The 21,172-nt window shown below is 70.9% G+C and carries 11 protein-coding genes and 3 pseudogenes; 6 read left to right on the plus strand and 8 right to left on the minus strand.

Going from position 1 to position 21,172, the window contains the following annotated elements:
• Positions 1 to 158 precede the first annotated feature (158 nt).
• Complete coding sequence (locus AB0D59_RS19375; RefSeq protein ID WP_362566411.1) at positions 159 to 1,439, plus strand: ribonuclease D; 1,281 nt, start codon at positions 159 to 161, stop codon at positions 1,437 to 1,439.
• 138 nt (positions 1,440 to 1,577) lie between these two features.
• Here the strand turns inward: AB0D59_RS19375 and AB0D59_RS19380 are convergent, their stop codons facing one another.
• On the minus strand, positions 1,578 to 2,387 hold the full coding sequence (locus AB0D59_RS19380; RefSeq protein WP_362566414.1) for a TetR/AcrR family transcriptional regulator: 810 nt from the start codon (positions 2,385 to 2,387) through the stop codon (positions 1,578 to 1,580).
• Positions 2,388 to 3,248: 861 nt separating this feature from the next.
• Here AB0D59_RS19380 and AB0D59_RS19385 point away from each other — a divergent pair.
• The gene (locus tag AB0D59_RS19385) at positions 3,249 to 4,487 is read left to right on the plus strand and encodes a hypothetical protein (RefSeq protein WP_362566417.1); all 1,239 of its coding nucleotides are present in this window, start codon (positions 3,249 to 3,251) and stop codon (positions 4,485 to 4,487) included.
• A 225-nt stretch (positions 4,488 to 4,712) separates the two neighbouring features.
• Here AB0D59_RS19385 and AB0D59_RS19390 read toward each other — a convergent pair.
• Together AB0D59_RS19390 and AB0D59_RS19395 are read right to left on the minus strand one after the other, a co-directional pair.
• Positions 4,713 to 5,358 (minus strand): annotated as a pseudogene (locus AB0D59_RS19390) (carbohydrate ABC transporter permease).
• Positions 5,355 to 5,888 (minus strand): annotated as a pseudogene (locus AB0D59_RS19395) (sugar ABC transporter permease); the annotation flags it as partial. The pseudogenes AB0D59_RS19395 and AB0D59_RS19390, both read right to left, overlap by 4 nt.
• A gap of 1 nt (position 5,889) precedes the next feature.
• Here AB0D59_RS19395 and AB0D59_RS19400 point away from each other — a divergent pair.
• The 3 genes and pseudogenes from AB0D59_RS19400 to AB0D59_RS19410 all read left to right on the plus strand — a co-directional run.
• Positions 5,890 to 6,277, plus strand: a pseudogene (locus AB0D59_RS19400) (substrate-binding domain-containing protein); the annotation flags it as partial.
• A 222-nt stretch (positions 6,278 to 6,499) separates the two neighbouring features.
• Positions 6,500 to 7,717, plus strand: coding sequence for an acetyl-CoA C-acyltransferase (locus AB0D59_RS19405; protein ID WP_362566420.1), 1,218 nt, complete (start codon positions 6,500 to 6,502; stop codon positions 7,715 to 7,717).
• Positions 7,714 to 9,843 (plus strand): 3-hydroxyacyl-CoA dehydrogenase NAD-binding domain-containing protein, encoded by a 2,130-nt coding sequence (locus AB0D59_RS19410; protein ID WP_362566423.1) that lies wholly within the window; start codon positions 7,714 to 7,716, stop codon positions 9,841 to 9,843. Before AB0D59_RS19405 ends, AB0D59_RS19410 begins: the two co-directional genes overlap by 4 nt.
• 65 nt (positions 9,844 to 9,908) lie before the next feature.
• On the opposite strand, the gene AB0D59_RS19415 is transcribed toward AB0D59_RS19410, so the two are convergent.
• The 5 genes from AB0D59_RS19415 to galE all read right to left on the minus strand — a co-directional run bounded on the left by AB0D59_RS19415 (position 9,909) and on the right by galE (position 19,650).
• Complete coding sequence (locus AB0D59_RS19415; RefSeq protein WP_362566426.1) at positions 9,909 to 14,411, minus strand: glycosyltransferase; 4,503 nt, start codon at positions 14,409 to 14,411, stop codon at positions 9,909 to 9,911.
• Positions 14,408 to 15,619, minus strand: a complete 1,212-nt coding sequence (locus tag AB0D59_RS19420; protein ID WP_362566429.1) for a CDP-alcohol phosphatidyltransferase family protein — start codon at positions 15,617 to 15,619, stop codon at positions 14,408 to 14,410. Before AB0D59_RS19420 ends, AB0D59_RS19415 begins: the two co-directional genes overlap by 4 nt.
• A gap of 335 nt (positions 15,620 to 15,954) precedes the next feature.
• The gene (locus tag AB0D59_RS19425; protein ID WP_362566432.1) at positions 15,955 to 17,526 is read right to left on the minus strand and encodes a hypothetical protein; all 1,572 of its coding nucleotides are present in this window, start codon (positions 17,524 to 17,526) and stop codon (positions 15,955 to 15,957) included.
• Between the two features lie 37 nt (positions 17,527 to 17,563).
• Positions 17,564 to 18,664, minus strand: coding sequence for a hypothetical protein (locus AB0D59_RS19430; RefSeq protein ID WP_362566435.1), 1,101 nt, complete (start codon positions 18,662 to 18,664; stop codon positions 17,564 to 17,566).
• The gene (gene galE, locus AB0D59_RS19435) at positions 18,664 to 19,650 is read right to left on the minus strand and encodes a UDP-glucose 4-epimerase GalE (protein WP_362566438.1); all 987 of its coding nucleotides are present in this window, start codon (positions 19,648 to 19,650) and stop codon (positions 18,664 to 18,666) included. Before galE ends, AB0D59_RS19430 begins: the two co-directional genes overlap by 1 nt.
• Before the next feature lie 185 nt (positions 19,651 to 19,835).
• Between galE and AB0D59_RS19440 the strand changes: the two genes are divergently transcribed.
• Positions 19,836 to 20,936, plus strand: a complete 1,101-nt coding sequence (locus AB0D59_RS19440; RefSeq protein ID WP_362566440.1) for an LCP family protein — start codon at positions 19,836 to 19,838, stop codon at positions 20,934 to 20,936.
• Positions 20,937 to 21,172: the final 236 nt, after the last annotated feature.

The raw sequence follows: 21,172 nt of genomic DNA on the forward strand, positions 1-21,172 counted from the left end.
AACCGGATCGGCCGCTGGTCCACTGTCGCGTCGTGCCCCTGTCGTCCCCCGTTCGTGGACCTGATCTTTCACCGACCTGACTGGTTTACGACCCTCAGGTGCCCGTCGACGGAACGTTCCGTCGACGGGCGCCGTCCACACACAGATACCCTTGACATGTGACCGACGCCCAAGACACCGCAGCAGACAGTTCACTGCGCACCACCGGGGGCACTCCTCCGGACGACGCCGGATCTTCTGTGACGGGGGCGCCGATTCCCCTGCTGGAGCCGCGGGAGGGCATTCCGCCCGTGGTCGCGGACGAGGATGCGCTCGCCCGGGTGATCGCCGCGTTCGCCGCCGGCTCCGGTCCCGTCGCCGTCGACGCCGAGCGCGCGTCCGGCTACCGCTACGGACAGCGCGCCTACCTCGTCCAGCTGCGCCGCGAGGGCGCCGGGACCGCGCTGATCGACCCCGTCGCCTGCCCCGATCTCTCCGGACTCGGCGAGGCGCTGGCCGGCGTCGAGTGGGTACTGCACGCGGCCACCCAGGATCTGCCCTGCCTGCGCGAGATAGGCATGATGCCCAGCAGCCTGTTCGACACCGAGCTGGCCGGGCGGCTCGCCGGCTTCCCGCGGGTCGGGCTCGGGGCGATGGTCGAGAGCGTCCTCGGCTTCGTCCTCGAAAAGGGCCACTCCGCCGTCGACTGGTCGACCCGGCCGCTGCCCGAGCCGTGGCTGCGGTACGCGGCGCTCGACGTCGAGCTGCTTGTCGATCTGCGGGACGCCCTGGAGAAGGAGCTGGACCGGCAGGGGAAGCTGGAGTGGGCACGGCAGGAGTTCGACGCGATCGCGTCCGCGCCGCCGGCCGAGCCGAGAAAGGATCCCTGGCGCCGGACGTCGGGGATGCACAAGGTACGGCGGCGCCGGCAGCTGGGCGTGGTACGGGAACTGTGGCAGACGCGGGACCGGATCGCGCAGAAGCGGGATGTGTCGCCCGGCAAGGTGCTCAGTGACGCGGCGATCGTGGAGGCCGCGCTCGCGCTGCCGGCGACCGTGCACGCCCTCTCGGGGCTGAACGGCTTCGGGCACCGGATGGGAAGGCGGCAACTGGAGCAGTGGCAGGCGGCGGTGGACCGGGCCAAGGCGCTGCCGGACGCCGGGCTGCCGCTGCCGGGGCAGCCGGTGACGGGGCCGCCCCCGCCACGGGCGTGGGCCGACAAGGATCCCGAGGCGGCGGCTCGGCTGTCCGCGGCGCGGGCCGCGGTGTCGGCGCTGGCCGAGCAGCTCAACATGCCGCAGGAGAACCTGATCGCGCCGGACTCGGTGCGCAGGCTCTGCTGGGAGCCGCCGAAGGTCATGGACGCCGCGACGGTGGGAACGGCTCTGGCGGCGTACGGCGCGCGGCCGTGGCAGGTGGAGCAGGTGACGACGGCGTTGGTGACGGCGCTGTCCGCCTAGAGGCCGGTCCCCCGGGCCGTTCTCTTTCGGCTCACCCGGTACCGGCAGGCTCACCGGGTACCGGCACGGGAACTCCGGACGCGGCTCTCCAGCGTGCCTCACGGCACTGCTGGAGAGCCGCTGTCCGCGGGGCCCCCGCTAGCCCAGGAGTTCGCCGACGTGCTCCGGGGCCGCTTTTTCGGCGTGTTCCGGGAACTTGTCGAGTTCCTCGAGTCCTTCGCGCTGATCCGGGAGTTCGTCCGCCGTCTCGTCCGCCGTCTCGTCCGGCGGCAGGTCCGGGTCGGGCGCGCCTTCGAGGAACGCGGTGTACAGGTTCTTGCCTCGGTCCACCGAGAAGTCCATCTCCGGCAGGAGTTCCGGAACCGCGATCGCGGTCACCAGATTGCGGTACATGCGTGAGACCCGCGCTTCGACGTTCCCCATGTGCCGATCGAGGGTGTTCGAGATCAGCACCACTCCGGCCCAGTCCCCCGCGACCTGGTATGCCTGTTCCTCCAGATCGACGAAGGGTTTCAGCTCTCCTCGTCGCCGGGCTTCGGTCAACTGCCCTGTGTTGAACACGATCCAGTCCGGCCAGGGCGTTCCGTAGGTTTCTGGCGCATTGCCGTGAAACGACAGCATCAAAGCAGCCTGGAGAGCGCTCTCCCTGGAGATTCGATGGGCCAGGATCATGCCGATGTCGACCATTTCCTGGAGCACGATTCGCTGCTTCTGCAGCCCGTCCATGCTCAGTGTGTCTTCCATGATGGCCGACGCCACTTCGAGCTTTCCGCCGGGGAAATGCCGGTAGAAGGCCCCCTTGCTCGTCCGTGCGGCGGTGATCAGGTCGCTTACCGAAGTCCCTTCATAGCTGTCCGCCACGAAGAGCGTGCCGGCGGAGTCGAGGATTCGCTGCCTCGTGTCAATGGCGCGCTGTTGCCGCCGTCGCGGCCTACGCAGGTTGCTCATTCGATCTCGCCTTCGAGTCCCATTCGCCGGTGGAGACTGAACGGACCTAGTCCAGGACAACTGCACCCGCATTCCAGAACGCCCGCCCCCACGAGTGTTCTCGAAGCCCCGAAAAGCCGCACCACATTCTCAGGCCAGGGAATTCCAGGGCTTCGCAATAAGCCGGAAAATACCGCGTATGCGTTAATCAGCCTCCCGATACTACCTCGAAGGGCCAGGGCGGGTGCGTGACACCGGAAGGTAAGGACTCCCTGCGCCTTCCGGCCATGACCTCCCCCGTTAAGCGGAGTACGGTCGCAGTGCCGTCAGGGCCTCGACTGCGCCGCGACCGGGGGATGAATCCTCCCGCGTCCGGGCTTGCTTGACGTCACAGCACCCGCGTTCCAGACTTGGCGCGGACAGAACAGACCGAGCAGTCCCTTCTGCCGCTGACCACATCCCAGGAGCACAGCCGTCCGGCGCTCCGAGGACGCGGGCGAGTTACGCCCTACGGGATGGAGACGGTCACGACAGAAGAGACCGTTTGGTCCCAACAAGACCGGGTGGCGTCGTATGACGGGTCGAGCGGTCCATCGGACACGCCGTCGCATCACGCCCATCCGCACGGGGGGTCACATGCATTCCGATCGCGTTCGTACGCGGTCCGCCGAGCCGTCGGCATCGAGGTAGGGCCGGCTTTGTCCTCGACGCGATCCGCATTCGGTTCCGGCCCCTGTGGTCGGCATTCGTGGAGTCAACGCGCGGATACCCGACGCAATTACCTCGTTCGTCGCGTGCGGTGAGTAACCCGGCGGCCGAATGTCCGCCCGCACCCGCTGACCCGCTTCGGCCTCACACCCGTCTGCTTGGGAGCTCGCACCGATGACCATCCCCGCCGCCCCCGCCACGGCCGTCGTGCGGACCGACCCCGCCGCCGGCATCGCGGCGGTGATCGCCCCCTACGACGGCGGGGTCCCCTACCCACGGGCGTTCGCCCGGCACGGCTGGCGGACGGTGGCCGTCGTCCCGGAGCACCGCCTGCGGCCACCGGCGTACCGGAGCTCGCCGGTACCCGCCGGATACACCGGCACGGTCGTGCACCGCGGGGTCCGGCAGACGGTCAAGGCGCTGCGGGTGCTGGGGGTGTCGGCCGTCGTCGCGGGCAGCACCGGGGGCATCGAGCTGGCCGAGCGGATCGCCTGGCAGCTCGACCTTCCCGGCGCCGATCCGGCGTGCTCACCGCTGAGGTACGACCGCGGAGCGCAGGCGGACCGCCTGGCACGCGTCGGGATCCCCGCTCTGCGCGGCATCCGCACGACGAGTCCGGCCGCCGCCGTGGCCTGGGCGCGGACCCACCCCAGGCCCGGCTACCTGCTCGCCCCGGCGGCCACCGGAACCCCGGTCGACCCGGTGGAGTGCGGGGACGAACGCCAGATCGGCGCTGTCTGGCCGGCTGTGCGGCACGCGGCCGTGCTGCACTCCGGCAGCGCGCACCTGGTGCTGAGCGAGCGGCCCTCCCGGCTTCAGTACACGGTCAACACCGCCACGCGTCCGGGCCCGGACGGCCGCCCCGAGCACGTCGTCACCGACCTGTGGTCGGACGTCCACACCGGTGACGGCCGGTTGGACCGTACCGATCTGCTCCCTCCGGGCAGCCCGCTGGCACAGACCCTCGCGTTGCGCACGACCCGGGCGCTCGACGCCCTCGGCGTGGTGTGCGGCCCGGTCACCACCCGGCTCGCGTACGGCACCGATGACGAGCTGCTGGTGGTGTGCGCGCTGGCGGCGCCCGTGGTGACGCCGGCCGACGCAGCGCTGCGGACGGCGACCGGCCGCAACCGCGCCGCCGACGCGCTGGGCACCTGGATACCGCCGGCGGCCACCGCCCGGCCCACGCCCGCTCCGAGCGGACAGCACATCGTGCGGGTGCACATGCGTCCGGCCGCCGGGATCGCCCCGTGGCTGGGAGCCGTCCTGCGCGCGCTGCCCACCGTGGTCGCGGCGACCGAGATCCGCACGCCGGGTGCCCCCGTGTCCGCCGAGGCCGTGCTCAGCAGCAGCGAGCCGCGGGCCATCGAACGGGACTACCGGGTCATCCGTGCGCTGGAGCACCACGGATGACGTTCTCCGGGGCGGCCGTGATACCACGGCCGTCCTCTTGCGCCCACCACCATCCGAGAGGAGCCCTCGTGCTCACATCACCCCGGTCCGGCTGCCCCAGCCGCGGTTCAGGCCCGCACGGCCCACGCCTGATGACGCAGAACGCTCGCATCCTCGAGTTGGGCGTACGGCAGCTGCTGGGAGCACTACGACCGGGCCGGCCTCGGCCCCGTCGCTGAGGGGCGCTCACCGCGTCGATCCCCGCATGAAGCCGTTGTAGATGAAGCGTTGCAGGCACAGGAAGACGACCAGCGTCGGCAGGATCACCAGGATCGCTCCCGCCGAGATGATCTCCCAGTGCGCCGCGTAGGGGCCCCGGAAGCGGAACAGGGACGTCGAGATCACGCCAAGGTTCTGGGACGGCATGTAGAGGAAGGGGATGTAGAAGTCGTTGTAGACGGCTATGCCCTTCACGATGACGACGGTCGCCGTCGCCGGTTTCAGGAGGGGCAGGATGATCCGGCGGTAGACGGTGAACGCGTTCGCGCCGTCCAGGCGGGCCGACTCGTCCAGGGAGATCGGGATCGAGCGGACGAACTGCAGGAAGATGTAGATCGAGACGATGTCCGTGCCCATGTAGAGGGCGATCGGCGCCCACCGGGTGTCGAAGAGGCCGAAGCTGTTGACGATCTGGAAGGTGGCGGAACGCGACCACGTAGTTGTGGACGTTCAGCAGGTCGTCGGGAAGGGTCAGAGCCCCGCTGCCGTCCGCCATTTCCGACGAGGACTTCAGGGACGTCAGCAGCACCACGGTGAGCGGGAGCAGAACGATCACGGCCGCCGTGACCAGGGAGAGGTAGACCAGGGCGCGGGCCGCGCGGCGGCGTGTCATACGAGGTCCACCCTCTCGTCGGGCACCAGCCGCCGTTGCAGCCAGGTCACCGCCAGCACGATCAGCAGCAGGACGACCGCGGCCGCCGAGGCGAGCCCCGTCTTGTTGTACTGGAAGGCCAGCTTCACGGTCTGGGTCACGAAGGTCTCCGTGCCGGTCGCGCCGCCGGTCATGATGTACGGCACCTCGAAGACCGACAGCGAGCCGGAGACCGAGAGGATCACGGTGAGGGTGACGACCGGCCGGATGCCCGGCGCGATGATGTGGCGGAACTGCTGCCAGCGGTTCGCGCCGTCCAGTTCGGCCGCTTCGTACAGCTCCCCGGGGATGGACTGGATCGCGCCCAGGAAGAGCACGAAGTTCAGGCCCAGGTAGCGCCAGACCGAGACACCGGCCAGCGAGACGTTCGCGGACACCGGGGTGCCCAGCCAGGCGTGGTCGGTGTGGACGCCGAGCAGGGCGAGCACGGAGTCGAGGGTGCCGCCGTCCTGGAAGAAGTAGAGGAAGACGAAGCCGATCGCGACCCCGTTGAAGGCCGGGCTGCTGGAGTCCTGGTGGCAGGGGCGGCACATCGGCGGGGCGATCCTCGTCGACTTCCGGGCGGACGATCCCCGGGTGGGTGCGGCGCGGCGGCTCGGGCTGCCGGTGGTGGCCGTGGGGCATCCCTCGCTGACGGGCGGGCTCACGTCCGTGTGGACGGAGGACGGGGACGCGGTCGCGGGTGCCGGAGGACGTCTCGTTGCTGGCCTGGGACGACTCGCAGTTGTGCCGGCTGACGCATCCGACGTTGTCGGCGATGAGCCATGATGTGCAGGGGTTCGGGGCGGAGGTGGCCCGGACGTTGTTCGGGGAGGTCGGGTCGCATGCGGTGGCCACCCCGGTACTGATGCCGAGAGGGTCCACCGCGCCGCCTCGGTGACGGTCAGGCGGGGCCGCCGGTCGTGGTGGGTTGCTCGCGCCCACGCGGCGGAGCCGCACCTCGGTAGGGCCCCGCGCCCCTTGCGGGGCGCCTCAGCACATGTGACCTTCGCCGCTCCCGCCGCCAGGGGTGGGCAGTCACGTTACTCATAAGTAGCATGGGCCTGAGCGCGCGCTCAGCGCATGCAGCAGTGCCATCCCGCACCCTGGAGGAGAGCCAATCGTGCCTCGTACCGTCAGGGATGTCGTCTTCGTCGACGGCGTCCGTACCCCGTTCGGCAAGGCGGGCCCGAAGGGCATCTACCACGAGACCCGTGCCGACGACCTCGTCGTGAAGGCGATCCGGGAGCTGCTGCGCCGCAACCCCGGGCTGGACACCAAGAAGATCGACGAGGTCGCCATCGCCGCGACCACCCAGATCGGTGACCAGGGTCTGACCATCGGCCGTACCGCGGGCATTCTCGCGGGCCTGCCGACCTCCGTGCCCGGCTACTCCATCGACCGTATGTGTGCCGGCGCGCTGACCGCCGTCACCACGGTCGCCGGTTCCGTCGCCTTCGGCGCGTACGACATCGCCATCGCCGGCGGTGTCGAGCACATGGGCCGCCACCCGATGGGCGAGGGCGTCGACCCGAACCCGCGGTTCGTCAGCGAGAAGCTGGTCGACGAGTCGGCGCTGTTCATGGGCATGACCGCCGAGAACCTGCACGACCGCTACCCGCAGATCTCCAAGCTCCGCACGGACGAGTACGCGGTGCGGTCGCAGGAGAAGGCCGCCAAGGCGTACGCCAACGGCAAGATCCAGGCCGACCTGGTGCCGATCTCGGTGCGCCGGACCAACCCCGAGGGCGGCGAGACCGGCTGGGGTCTGGTCACCGCCGACGAGCCGATGCGGCCGGGGACCACCCTGGAGAACCTGTCGGGTCTGAAGACGCCGTTCCGTGTGCACGGCCGGGTCACCGCCGGTAACGCGGCCGGTCTGAACGACGGCGCCACCGCCTCGCTGATCGCCAGCGAGGACTTCGCCCGCGAGAACAACCTGCCGGTCAAGATGCGGCTCGTGTCGTACTCCTTCGCCGGTGTCGAGCCCGAGGTCATGGGCTACGGCCCGATCCCGGCCACGGAGAAGGCCCTTGCCCAGGCGGGTCTGTCGATCTCCGACATCGGTCTGTTCGAGATCAACGAGGCCTTCGCCGTGCAGGTGCTGGCCTTCCTCGACCACTACGGCATCGCGGACGACGACGAGCGCGTCAACCAGTACGGCGGCGCCATCGCCTTCGGTCACCCGCTCGCCTCCTCGGGTGTGCGTCTGATGACGCAGCTGGCCCGCCAGTTCGAGGAGCAGCCGAACGTCCGCTACGGCCTGACCACCATGTGCGTCGGCTTCGGCATGGGCGCGACGGTCATCTGGGAGAACCCGCACTTCGAGGGGGACAAGTGAGCACCACCGCCGAGCTTCTGAAGCAGGCCTCGGACCTGTTCCCCGACGAGGTCGTGACGTCGGCGCACGTGCGCCACTTCGACCTGCCGTCCGGGGCCGGCCGCTTCGCGCTGATCACCCTGGACAACGGCCTGGACCACACCAAGCCGACCACCTTCGGTCCGGCCTCGCTGGCGAACCTCAACACCGCGATCGACCAGGTGGAGAAGGAGGCGGCCGAGGGCACCATCGTCGGTGTCGGCATCACCGGCAAGCCGTTCATCTTCGCGGTCGGCGCGGACCTGAAGGGTGTCGAGCTCCTCAAGGAGCACGAGCACGCGCTCGCCATCGGCAAGGGCGGCCACGAGGTCTTCAAGCGCCTCGCGGGTCTGGCCGTGCCGACCTTCACCTACTACAACGGTGCCGCCATGGGCGGTGGCGTCGAGGTCGGTCTGCACTGCACCTACCGCACGGTGTCTAAGGCCATCCCGGCCTTCTCGCTCCCCGAGGTGTTCCTGGGCCTGGTCCCGGGCTGGGGCGGCTGCGCGCTGCTGCCGAACCTGATCGGCGCCGACAAGGCCGTCTCGGTCATCATCGAGAACAGCCTCAACCAGAACAAGCAGCTCAAGGGCCAGCAGGTCTTCGACCTGGGCATCGCCGACGCCCTCTTCGAGGGTGCCGACTTCCTGGAGCAGTCGCTGATCTGGACCGCCCAGGTGCTGAAGGGCGAGATCGAGGTCGAGCGTCCGGTGATCGACCGCGGCGAGGCCTGGGACCAGGCCGTCGCCAAGGGCCGCTTCATCGCGGACTCCAAGGTGCACGGCGCCGCCCCGGCCGCCTACCGCGCCCTGGACATCATCGCCGCCGCCAAGAACGGCGACCTCCAGCAGGGTTACGACGCCGAGGACCTGGCGCTCGCCGACCTGATCATGGGCGGTGAACTGCGCGCCGGTATCTACGCCTTCAACCTGGTGCAGAAGCGCGGCAAGCGTCCGGCGGGTGCGCCCGACAAGAACCTGGCGCGTCCGGTCACCAAGGTGGGCGTCGTGGGCGCGGGCCTCATGGCCTCGCAGCTCGCCCTGCTCTTCCTGCGCCGCCTCGAGGTGCCGGTCGTGCTGACCGACATCGACCAGGAGCGCGTCGACAAGGGAGTGGGCTACGTCCACGCCGAGATCGAGAAGCTGCTCGGCAAGGGCCGTATCAACCAGGACAAGGCCAACCGCCTCAAGGCCCTGGTCTCCGGTGTGCTGGACAAGGCCGAGGGCTTCGCGGACGCGGACTTCATCATCGAAGCGGTCTTCGAGGAGATCGGCGTCAAGCAGCAGGTGTTCGCGGAGGTCGAGGCGGTCGCCCCGGCGCACGCGATCCTGGCGACGAACACCTCCTCCCTCTCCGTGACGGAGATGGCGTCGAAGCTGAAGAACCCCGAGCGGGTCGTGGGCTTCCACTTCTTCAACCCGGTCGCGATCCTCCCGCTCCTGGAGATCGTGCGCGGCGAGCAGACCGACGACGCGTCGCTGGCCACGGCCTTCGCCGTCGCCAAGAAGCTGAAGAAGACCGCGGTGCTGGTGAAGGACGCCCCGGCGTTCGTCGTCAACCGCATCCTCACCCGCTTCATGGGCGAGATCCAGAACGTCATCGACGAGGGCACCCCGGTCGAGGTCGCGGAGAAGGCGGTCGAGCCGCTGGGCCTGCCGATGTCCCCGCTGGTGCTCCTGGAGCTGGTCGGTCCGGCCATCGGTCTGCACGTCTCGGAGACCCTCAACCGGGCCTTTCCGGACCGCTTCACGGTCTCCCCGAACCTCGCGGCCGTCGTCAAGGCGGGCAAGCGCGGCTTCTACGTGTACGACAGCGGGAAGCCGGAGCTGGACCCCGAGGTCGCCGCGGTGCTGAAGCAGGGTGACGTGGTCCTCAGCGAGGAGCAGGTCCGTGACCGCGTCCTGGACGCCGTCGCCCAGGAGATCGGGCTGATGCTCGACGAGGGTGTCGTCGCCGAGGCGCAGGACATCGACCTCTGCCTGATCACGGGCGCCGGCTGGCCCTTCCACCTGGGCGGCATCACGCCGTACCTGGACCGCGAGGGTGTCTCCGAGCGCGTGAACGGCAAGAAGTTCCTGGCGCCGGGCGTGGCGTCGGTCCCGGCGTAACGGCCGGCAGCTGAAGGGGGCCTCCGCGATCCGCGGAGGCCCCCTTTCGCATGCCGTGGAGAGGGTCAGGCCGCGTCGATCCACTCGGTGAGGCTGGGCAGCGGGGCCGGGAGGGCGCCGATCGGGCGACCGGGGGCCAGTGCGGCCGCGGAGGCGGTGCCCAGCGCGTCGACGGCGTCGAAGACGCGCTCGCAGTTGCCGCCGCCGCGGTGCACGAAGAACTCCTCGACCCGGGCCCGGTGTTCGGGCTGGACGGTGAAGTCGCGGGCGATGGCGGCGATGATCTCGTCGACGGCCTGGTCGACGGTACGGCAGACCGGGCCGAAGCCGTCCTCGGCGAGGTTGAAGTAGCCGCGCTTGTAGTGCCGGCCGTAGAAGTCCTCCTCGTCGAAGGGGACGTAGACCAGCGGGATGCCCATGTAGGCCACGTCGAAGAACACCGACGAGTAGTCGGTGACCATCAGCGAGCACTCCTTCATCGCCTGCTGCACATTGCGGGTGTGCGGGTCGGCGACGTGGATGGACGGCGAGGAGAACTGGAAGGTGTGCAGGTAGGGGCGGATCTCGTAGTGCGGGAAGAATTCGAGGTCCACGCCGAAGCGGTCCAGGGCGCGGCCGAGGCGGGGGTCGGAGAGCAGGGTCCGGTAGAAGCGGTAGTACTCGGACTGGGTGAAGCTGGTCCGCGCCGGTCCGGCGGACTTCTTGTAGGACGCGGTGACGATCCACTGCCGCCAGGTGGGCATCAGCAGGATGCGCGGCTTGTCGCGGCGTTCGCGCTGGAGGGCGTCGAAGCGCGGGAAGCCGACCGGCTGGGCGCGGTCGCCGTAGCCGGCCTCCTGGGCCATGAAGTCGCGCTCCTGGCGGCCGGCGGTGACCAGCAGGTCGTAGCTCGCGATGCGCTGGTCGGCGCCGGAGGTCACGTCGTTGTAGGTGACGCCGTGCTGGAGGAACACCCGCTGGTACTTGACCAGTTCGCCGAAGCGGTGCAGGAAGAGCGCCTTCTTGTAGCCCTCGGGGACGAGGTAGGACTCGGAGTCGTAGGAGCCGATGAGCTTGGTCGCGTGGAGCAGGTACATGCGGTGCTTGAAGGAGCCCAGCCTCAGGACGTTCCCGTACGGGGCGACCTTGGCGTGGTCGGCCGAGGCCGCGTCGATGACGTAGTACACGTTGCGGCGCTTGCGGTGGATCCGGGCCCACTTGAAGAAGTGGTACGAGTTGTCCTGCGCGGTGTCGGAGCGCTCGCCGACCAGCCAGATCTCCTTGCCGTTGAGGAAGGGATAGGTCAGCCAGTAGGCCAGGCGCATCCGCCAGCCGGGGTTACGGGTGCGCAGGATGCGCAGTTCGCGGCCGGCCCGCCACATCGCGTGCCTGAGACGGGCGGTGCGGTCGGGGGCGACCAGGCGCAGATGCAGGGCGTCCTGGGCGCCGATGGTCAGCATGTAGGGGTACCGGCCGACCTTGCCCGGGCCCTTGAGGCGGTGCAGGGCGAGGCGGGCCTTCATGACGACGTTGCGGTGCCGGGTGCCGTCCGGGCGGTGCACCCGCAGCCGGAAGTCGCCGACCCCGAAACCGGTCTCGGCGAGCCGGTCGGCGGGGATCTCGGCGTACCAGCCGGCGTACAGGTCCCGGCCGCCCCGCGCGTTGCTCAGGTCGCGGCGGTAGACCTGGGTCAGCGGGACGGTGACCTTGGTGTCGCGGACCTGGTGGACGAGTTCGAGGCGGTTGCCCATCGGGCCGCCGAGGTCCATGCCGGGGAAGGCCATGCAGCCCTCCAGGACCAGCACGTCGTCCCGGGTGCGGACGCTCTCCACCACCACGTTGGGGTCCTTGACCCGGGCCGCGGCGCTGTGCTGCCGGCCGCCGGGGAAGGTGCGGTAGAAGCCGTCGTCGTCGACTTCCACGACCGGCGGGGCCGCGGCGAGGGCCGGTTCCGGGTCGGCGAACAGTGGGAAGTTCCCGGTTCTGGCCGCGTAGTGGTCGAGCTGCTGGGCGGGGCTGGTGACGAACTCGGTGATGACGTCGTCGGGGATCTGCGCGTAGTGCCGGTGGATGTCCGGGAACATCTCGGCGAGCTGCGAACGGCCCATCACGTTCCGGGCGTTGCACAGGAAGCCCTTGTAGGTGCGGGTGGCGTAGCGCTGGAACATCCGGCGGATCTCCGGGCGTGCCTCGGCGCTGTACTGCAGCAGGAAGTGGTTGAGCCGCAGATGGTCGCGGTAGTTGGCGGGCTTGCTCCACAGCGAGTCCATGATGGACGAGCCGTCGGGGCGGCCCCGGTACCAGTACACGGGCCGGTCCACGATGCTCAGCGAGCCGGCGCGGAGCATGGCGGGCAGGGTCAGCCAGGCGTCCTCGAAGTGCACGCCCTCGCCGAAGCGCAGGCCGAGCCGGCGCAGCAGGGCGGTGGAGAAGAGCTTGTTGCAGGCCGAACCGCTGAAGATCATGTCGGGGATCTCGGCGAAGTCGGTGACCAGCCGGTCGCCCTGCCCGAAGTAGTCCTTCCACGGGCCGTAGGGCCGGTCGGGGAAGTTGACGAGGTCGCCCATGACGACCTCGGAGCCGTCGCGGTGGGCGGCTTCGAGCATCGCGGCGAGGGCGTCCTCGCCGAGGATGTCGTCGGAGTCGAGGAAGGTGACGCACGGCGCGACGACCCGGTCCAGGCCGGTGTTGCGGGCGTTGCCGAGGCCGCCGTTGCGCTGGTGGACGACGGTGACGTTGGCGTAGTGGGCGGCGAACCGCTCCAGCATCCGGGGCGTCTCGTCGGTGGCGCCGTCGTCGACCAGGATCACCTGGGTCTCGGCGAAGCCGCGCTGGGCGGCGAGGGAGCCGAGGCAGTCGTCGAGGTACTTGGCCACGTTGTAGCAGGGGACGACGACGGCGAGCTGGAAGGGGCCGGTGAGCTGCCGGATCGGCGGATGGACGCGGTCGCGCCACCACATCCAGGGGGCGTCGGGGTCGTTCTGCTCGGTCTCGAAGGTACGCCGGCCCGCGGTGGCGGAGCGGAGGGCGAGGTTGCCGCTGACGGTGCGGTAGCCCTCGTACTCCTCGCCGTCCCGTTCGAAGGTGAGGCCCTCCAGCGTGAGGTCGCGGACGCTCAGCGCGGAGCGGGAGCGGCTGCGCTTCCACTCCACGATCACCGAGACGTTCCACACCGTGCTGTCGGCGAGGTCGTCGCCGAGCAGCTTCACCAGGTCGGCGCTGCCCTCGAAGGTCAGCAGGCGTTCGCCGACCGAGACCTCACGGACCGGGACGACCACGTCCTTCTTGCTGTGCCGGTTGCGGACCGCCAGGGAGAGGGAGACCGGGTCGCCGGGGGCGATCCGGCCGAAGCGGTTGACCAGTTCGCCGGTGTACGACAGTTCGGTGCGCGCCACCCGCCACTTGGTGAGCTGGGCGAACAGCGGGAGCTGGGTGACCGGGGCGGCGGCCAGGCCCAGTTCGGTGACGTCGAGCATGCGGCGGGCGTCGGGCAGGTGCAGATGGTCGGCGGACCAGTAGACCCGGCCGTCCTCCTCGACGAGGTGGGAGGAGAAGACGCTCTTGCGCTGGGTGTAGTCCAGCGTGGTGAGGGCGGCCTCGATCTCCTCGTACATCAGGAAGTAGGCGCGCACCCGGTCGACCGGGCCGCACAGCCCGAAGGCCTCCTCGCTCAGCGAGAACAGGTAGGAGCTGACGATGTCGGCGAACCGCTGCTGGAAGGCGGCGTCGCCCTCGGCGAGGGCGCGCATGTACAGGCGCAGGTCGTGGGTGAGGAACTTGGCGTCCTTGCGCACCTTCAGCTGCCACAGCCCGCGCTCCAGCAGGAACCGGTCGGTGGCCCGGTGCACCGCGATCCGGTCGGTGATGCTGCGCAGTTCGCCGGTGCGGCCGGTGATGGAGGTGCCGTCCGGCTCCCACATCCAGCGGTAGACGGGCTCGGTGATCACCGTGATGCCCCGGGCGAGGCAGCCGGCGACGGTGGAGAAGTAGGTGTCCTCGTAGAACACGCCCTCGGGGAACCAGATGCCGTACGAGCGCAGGAACTCCACGCTGTAGAGCTTGGCGGCGGCGATCGGGTCGGAGAGCAGGAGCGGGAACTCCTCCAGACCGGAGACGGTGCGGCCCATGGCGTAGACCTCGGGCGCCCAGGGCTCGGTGTCGCCGGTGGCCCGGTTGACCCGGACGGCCTGGCCGGCGGTGATGTCGCTGCCGGTCTCCAGGGCACTGGCGACCAGCCGTTCGCAGGCGCGGGGCGGGAGTTCGTCGTCCGCGTCCAGGAACGTCACCCAGCGGCCCTCGGCCTGGGCGATGCCCCAGTTGCGCGGGGCGCCGACCCCGCCGCTGTTCTCCTTGCGGCGCAGCACCCGGACCCGGGGGTCGGTGCCCGCGAAGTTCGCGACGACCTCGATGGTGCCGTCGGTGGAGGCGTCGTCGACGACGATCACCTCGACCGGCTCGTAGGTCTGGTTCAGGGCCGACTGGAGCGCCTTGCCGATCGTGGTGGCCGCGTTGTGGGCGGGGATGACGACGGTGACCCGGGAGTTGCCGCCGTCGTACTCGGCGTCGGTGGTCGCTGTTCCGGGTCTCATCGGTAGTCCTCCCGGGCCGCCGGGATCCTGCGGGCCGCGACCCTCGTGATCTGGGTGAGGGGCATCGTGTCGCCGTGCGGCGCGGGGAGGTGCGGGAGTACCTCGAGCACGGTGTTGGGCTTCGGGTACGGCTGGAAGAAGGGGTCGTCCTCCGGCGCCGGGGCCTGGTAGCGCTCGTCAGTCAGCAGGGCGTCGGCCGCGGCGCGGCGGTGGCGGCCCCGGTGCAGCTGCGGGGCGATGGTGCCGGTGGTGCCGGAGGCGGGGCTGAGCTCCTCCATGACCCTGGTGTAGTCGCGGGTGGAGAGCCAGAACTTGTACATGATGACGAGTTCGAAGAGCAGCAGCAGGGCGGCCGAGACGGCGGTGGTCATGAGGATCCGGCCGATCAGCGGGCCGACGATGAAGACGAACATCTGGAACTCGATGCCGCTGATGAGGTGCGGGCGCACCCGGGTGCGCAGCATGGCCCGGCGGATCCGGGTGTACCAGGGGAACTGGCCGCGGAACTGCTCGTGCAGGTCGACGACGTTGCCGGTGCCGGCCTCGGCGCGGAGGGTCTCGGCGGGGGTGTGGGGGTTGTCGCGGAGCAGGTCCTCCATGAAGACGACCGGCGAGCCGTCGGCGGTCTCCCGCTCCCTGACGGAACGTTCCTGCACGGCCGTGGCCGTGGCCGCAGCCTCGGCCTCGGCGCGGGTCCGGGTGACCTTCTCGATCCTGGTCCGCATCGACATGCGCATCTTGTAGATCTGGAGCGCGTCGACGTAGCGCAGCATGTCGAGGAAGACCACGACGAGGGCGGCCACCAGGTAGCGCTCGTCGTCGTGCGGCAGGAACTGGCCGCCCATCAGGGCGAGGGCGCAGAACAGCACCCGGATGCGGTCGAAGACGTAGTCGAGCCAGCCGCCGAAGACGGTGCCGTTGCCCTTGAGGCGGGCCAGCTTGCCGTCGATGCAGTCGAGGATGAAGCTCAGGTGGTAGAGCAGCGCCCCGATGATCAGCGACCGCCGGTCGCCCTCCAGGAAGAAGCCGCCCGCGGCCAGGCCGATGAACAGCGCCGCCCAGGTGACCCGGTTCGGGGTGATGAAGCGGAAGCGGGCGACGACGAGCAGCAGTCGGGTCGCGACGGGGTCGACGAGGAAGACCGTCCACCAGGCGTCTCGTTTCTTGCAGGTCAGTTTTTGGACAGCCCGCAGCGAAAGCCTGGCCATAACCCCCCAGTCACCCCTTAAACAGGACACACCGGCCTGCCGATTTCACAGGCCAATCACATAAGCGACCCGAACTTTAACAATCCTTCACTTAAGTGTCGACGCACATTGACCTGGGATTGACCGCGACGTTGATCACAGGCAACCCGTACAACTATTTGCGATCTTCACATCGGGGAACCATGGGGTGTCCTTGGGGCAGACTTGGCTCAGGCCTTGCGAATGCCAGGGATCGCCGCACCGGCAAGAGCTTTCTGGCCGCGATCAAGCCATCCGCCTGCCCTCGGGCGGGGGTGGGAATCCAGCCACCCCCTTGGCAGTTCGACAGGCCGGGCTCAGTCCCCCACCGGGCGCCAGCCGGCCAGCGCCAGCCCGTCCCGGCTCTCGTCCCGGCGGGCCACCAGCAGCCGCCCGCCGGGTATCCGGGTCGCCACGGCGAGCTGTCCGGCGCGGCTGACAGCCGCGGCCGGAGCACCGTACGAGGGCGCGCCGGCGTCCTGCCACCACACCCCGGTGTCCGGCCGCCCCGCGGGATGCGCGCCGAGCGAGCAGGTCCCGTCGGCGCCCCGGCCGACCAGCACGGAGTAACCCCAGCCCGCGAGTTCGGCGCCCCGGGCCGCGGACGGCGCGCCGCCGCCGCTCTCCGGGTCGTCGAGCGGGTAGGGACCGGGGGCACCCGGCCGCCAGAAGCAGGTCCGGCCGGTACGGGCGTCGCGGAAGAGGACCGCGCCCGGCTCGGCCGCCGGGGCCAGGCTGCCCGGGCGGGCGGCGAACGGCAGCCCGCGGTCCTCGCTCCAGGTGCCGTCCGGGCCTGGGTACCAGCGGAGCACGGCCGAGGTGTCCCGCGCCCGGGCGAACAGCTCGACCCCGCCGTGCTCGGCGGTCACCGCGACCAGGTCATCGGCGACCCGCAGCCCGCTCAGGTGCCGCCACGGCGTCCACTCGCCGTCGGCCGACCGGCGGCGGTGGCTGACGCTGTGCCCGAAGTTGCGCACGAAGACCAGGAGGTCCCCGGCGGCGTCGAACGCGGCCGCGGGGAAGCCCACTTCGCGTCCCTTGCGCCAGGCGGCGGCGTTCGGCCCGCCGAGCGAGTGCCAGGGGGTGAGCGGTCGCCCGGTGCGGTACTGGGCGGCGTGCACCACCTCGACGTCCACCCCGCCGTCACCGCGGGCGGTCCTGCGCAGCCCGAGCAGATGGGGCAGCCCGTGCGGATCACGGACCACGAGCAGACCGGGCAGCAGCCCCGGTCCCTCCAGCAGCTCCGGGCCGCGCCACCGGCCGCCGGGCAGCTCCTCGTACCAGCGCACCACTCCCGCCGCGGTCGGCCAGAACGCGGTGAGCCGGCCGTCGAAGCCGGCCGAGAGCCAGTTCACCGGCGCCGGGTGGCGCGGGGCGCCGGCACCGTCCGGGCCCTGCTCGGCGCGCAGGCAGTCGACGTACAACGGCCGTCCCGTCCCGGCCTGATGGGCCCGGGCCGCGGCGAGCGCGACGGCCGCGGTCTCGGCGTGCGCGTCCGGCACCCCGTAGGAGGGCATCCCGCTCGCCTCGTCCAGGCCGGTGTGCACGGGGTCCGGGTCGAGGGTGTGCAGCCGTTCCGGATCGAGTGCGCGCAGTTCCTCCCGCAGGGCCGGCAGCGCCTGCCGGGGGTCGGTGTCCAGCACCCGGGGGCCGCCGCGCACCCGGCAGCCGCGGCTCTCGGCGGCGGCGAGCGCCCGGTCGAGGGCCGCCCGGCCGTCCTTGCCGCCGGGCCGCAGGCAGACCACGGCGATCTCGCTGCCGGGCGCCTCCCGTTCGACCACGGCCACCGCGTCCCGGGGTTCCGGTACGACGACGGCCACCAGGTGCCCGCGGCCGTCCGGTGTGCGGCCCGCGGGTCCGGGCCCGGTCCGGCCGGACCTGCGCGTCATGCCCTCACGTCCTTCTCGTGTCCGTCGCCTCGCGCGCTCACAGTGGGCTCCAGTCGCCCAGGCTCAGCCCCGGGCCGTCGTCCTGGCGGGCCAGCGCGAGCCCACCGTCCTCGGTCAGCGCCAGCAGCACGACCCGTCCGAGGCCGTCGCGGGCGAGTACCGGATCGCCCTGGCAGACGGCGCCGGTGTCGGTCCACCAGACGCCGTGGTGCTCCTCCTCGGCGCCGCACGCGCCCAGCACGATCCGGCCCTCGGTGTCGCGGTGGGCCAGCACCGTGCAGGGGTATCCGTCGAGGGTCGTGGCGAGCGCGGCGTGCCGTCCGTCACCCGGGTTCCCGCCGAGCGGCACCGGCCAGGAGCCGGGGCGTACGGCGACGGCACCGCCGCCCACCGCGTCGGTGAGGTAGTAGGTGATCCGGCCCGGCGAGGTCTCCAGACCGCGGGCTGACCCGGGCAGCGGTACGACGGCGAGGTCGGGGCCCCGCTCCGGTACGGCGCCCGGCCTGGGCTGACACCAGGTCAGGGCGCCGGCGCGGGTGGGGGCGAGGAGGTGCAGCTGCCCGGTGGCGGTGGCCACCGCGGCCGGGGTGTCGAGGACGGCCGCGACCTTGAGGTCCAGCCAGGGCTCCCAGCGGCCCCGGGCGTCCTCGCGCCGCAGGGCGAGCCGCCCCTCCGCCGTGGCCACGAGGATGTGCAGGGCGCCCGAGGTGTCGACGGCGGCGGTGGGGGTGCCCATCTGTGCGGTGCGTTCCCGCTTGGCGTGCGGGTTGCCGGCGGACCGCCACTCGCTCAGCGGGCGGCCCGCCTGGTACTGGATCGCGTAGACCAGGTCCACGGCCGGCGACGCGTCCCCGGTGCCGCGGGCCCGGCGGCCGACGAGGTGGGCGTAGCGGTTGCGGCCCTGGGCGACGGTGAGTTCGGTCACGTTCTTGACCGGCAGCACGTCCGGGCCGGTCCAGTCGGGGCCGCCCGGGCGGGTCTCCGTCCAGCGCAGCACGGCGTCGTCGACCTGCGCGTAGGCGATGAGCCGGCCGTCGTGCCCGGTGAGGAGCCAGGGCCCGGACCGCACCGTGCGGGTCGCCGGGGTACGGCCGGCCGGCCGCGCCCCGGCGACCCGGTCGCGCACGGGAGCGGCCATCAGCGGCGGGCCTCCGGATGGCGCCGGCACCAGCCCGCCCACGCCGAGGCGACCATGGTGCGGGCGTCGTGGCGGGCCGTCCAGCCCAGTTCGGCGCGGATGCGGTCGGCCGAGGCGACGACCCGCGCCGGGTCCCCGGCGCGGCGCGGCGCGTGGACCGGGGCGGCCGCCGGGCCGTAGCCGGTGACCTCGCCGATCAGCGTGATCATCTCGCGGACGGAGACCCCCTCCCCGCGCCCGATGTTGACCGTCAGGTCGCTGCCGGGCTCCCGGCCGGGCAGCGCGCGGGCGGCGGCGAGATGGGCGGCGGCGATGTCCTCGACGTGGATGAAGTCCCGTACGCAGGTGCCGTCCGGGGTGTCGTAGTCGTCACCGAAGATCACGGGTGCGCCGCCCTCGGTGAGCTTCTCGAAGACCATCGGGACGAGGTTGGAGACGCCCGTGTCCGCGAGCTGCGCGTCGGCCGCCCCGGCGACGTTGAAGTACCGCAGACAGGCGGTCGTCATCCCGTGCGCCCGGCCCGCGGCGCGCACCAGCCACTCCCCCGCCAGCTTGGTCTCGCCGTACGGGTTGAGCGGGGCGCAGGGGGTGTTTTCGGTCACCAGGTCCACGTCGGGCATGCCGTACACGGCGGCGGAGGACGAGAACAGGAAGTGCCGTACGCCGGTGTCGGCGGCCGCCTCCAGCAGGGTCTGCAGCCCGTGCACGTTCTCGCGGTAGTAGTGCAGCGGCCGTTCCACCGACTCGCCGACCTGCTTCTTGGCCGCGAGGTGGACCACGCCGTCGATCCCGAGGTCGGACAGGGTGCGCCGCAGGAGGGTGCCGTCGAGCACCGAGCCCTTGACGAAGGTCGCACCGTCGGGGACGCGGGCGGGGTCGCCCGTCGAGAGGTCGTCGTACACCGCGACGCGCTCACCGGCGGCGAGCATCGCGCGGACGACATGGGCGCCGATGAAGCCGGCACCGCCTGTTATCAGCCACTTCATGGCGCGCATACTATTTCTTTGGCTGGTGTTTACAAATACATCACGGGTTGTGCATGATCGTGCGATCGTCCGCCCCCTGTGCGGTTTCGACCGGGCACCACCACCGGGACCGGCCTCCCCCCATCCGAGTCCTCACGCCACAGCACCGCCCCGCCGGGGCACGATCTTTGAGGATTCGAAGCAGGATGAGTCATGTCTCGACGCCCCAGCTCAGCGACGCCGACGCGGCCCCCGGGCGCGGCGGCGGACGAGGCCGCAAGCGCGAGCGCACCGGCGGGCGCCGCAGAGGCCGCTGGATCCTGATCTCGCTGGCCGTCCTGGTCGCCGCCGGCGGGGGCACCGCCTACTGGCTCTACAGCGGCATCGACGGCAACATCAAGGGCGTCGACATCGACAAGGCGATCGGCGACGACCGCCCGGAGAAACTGCCCACTTCGGGACAGAACATACTGATTCTCGGCTCGGACTCACGGGCCGGCGCCAACGCGAAGCTGAACACCGGCAAGGTCTCCGGGGCCCGTTCGGACACCGCGCTGGTGATGCACATACCCGAGGGCCGCAAGCAGGCCGTCGCGGTCAGCATCCCCCGCGACACACTGGTGACCCGCCCGAAGTGCACCAGTCCGCACGGTTCCACGGTCGCCTCCGCACAGCGTGTGATGTTCAACTCCATCTACTCCCAGGTCGGTCCCGCCTGCGTGGTCAAGACGGTGGAGCAGATGTCCGGGGTCCGCATGGACCACTACGTCGAGGTCGACTTCGCCGGCTTCAAGGACCTGGTGGACGCGATAGGCGGGGTGACCGTCACCGTCGACCAGGACATCCACGACACCTCCAGCGGCCTCGACCTCACCAAGGGCACCCACCGGCTGGACGGCACCGAGTCCCTGCAGTTCGTCCGCACCCGGCACGGCATCGGCGACGGCAGCGACCTCGGCCGGATCGGCCTCCAGCAGCAGTTCATGATCGCCCTGCTCGCGGAGATCCAGAAACAGGACCTGCTGGGCAGCCCGGTCAAGGCGTACAAGATCGCCGACAAGCTGACCGCCGCGCTCACCACCGACTCCGAACTCGCCTCGCTCACCAAGCTCGCGGAGTTCGGCCGCAGCCTGAACGGGGTCAACCCCTCCACCATGGAGACGATCATGCTCCCGGTGGCGTACGACAAGGTCGACCCGAACCGCGTGGTGGCCGCCGAGCCGCAGGCCTCGGCCCTGTGGAAGGCGATCCGCGCCGACGCCACGGTCCCCGAGTCCGCCAAGAAGTCCCCCGCCACCGGCGGCTGACGTCTCGTCATGCCTGCCGCCAGGCCTCCAGCGCCAGCCCCGGTTCGTCCTTGCGGCGGGTGAGCAGAAGCTGCCCGGTGGACGGGGACAGGGCCGCCGCGGTGACCCGGTCGCCCGCCACCGGCGGCTGACGCTCGTCACGCCTGCCGCCAGGCCTCCAGCGCCAGCCCCGGTTCGTCCTTGCGGCGGGTGAGCAGAAGCTGCCCGGTGGACGGGGACAGGGCCGCCGCGGTGAC

The sequence above is a fragment of the Streptomyces sp. NPDC048417 genome, from assembly GCF_040651615.1.
GTDB lineage: Bacteria > Actinomycetota > Actinomycetes > Streptomycetales > Streptomycetaceae > Streptomyces.

What these genes read in the sequence shown, in the direction of transcription:
- AB0D59_RS19420 (WP_362566429.1), bottom strand. Translation starts at nt 15,619, where the DNA reads ATGGCCAGGCTTTCGCTGCGGGCTGTCCAAAAACTGACCTGCAAGAAA.
- AB0D59_RS19380 (WP_362566414.1), bottom strand. Translation starts at nt 2,387, where the DNA reads ATGAGCAACCTGCGTAGGCCGCGACGGCGGCAACAGCGCGCCATTGAC.
- AB0D59_RS19425 (WP_362566432.1), bottom strand. Translation starts at nt 17,526, where the DNA reads ATGACGCGCAGGTCCGGCCGGACCGGGCCCGGACCCGCGGGCCGCACA.
- AB0D59_RS19440 (WP_362566440.1), top strand. Translation starts at nt 19,836, where the DNA reads ATGAGTCATGTCTCGACGCCCCAGCTCAGCGACGCCGACGCGGCCCCC.
- AB0D59_RS19430 (WP_362566435.1), bottom strand. Translation starts at nt 18,664, where the DNA reads ATGGCCGCTCCCGTGCGCGACCGGGTCGCCGGGGCGCGGCCGGCCGGC.
- galE (WP_362566438.1), bottom strand. Translation starts at nt 19,650, where the DNA reads ATGAAGTGGCTGATAACAGGCGGTGCCGGCTTCATCGGCGCCCATGTC.
- AB0D59_RS19385 (WP_362566417.1), top strand. Translation starts at nt 3,249, where the DNA reads ATGACCATCCCCGCCGCCCCCGCCACGGCCGTCGTGCGGACCGACCCC.
- AB0D59_RS19415 (WP_362566426.1), bottom strand. Translation starts at nt 14,411, where the DNA reads ATGAGACCCGGAACAGCGACCACCGACGCCGAGTACGACGGCGGCAAC.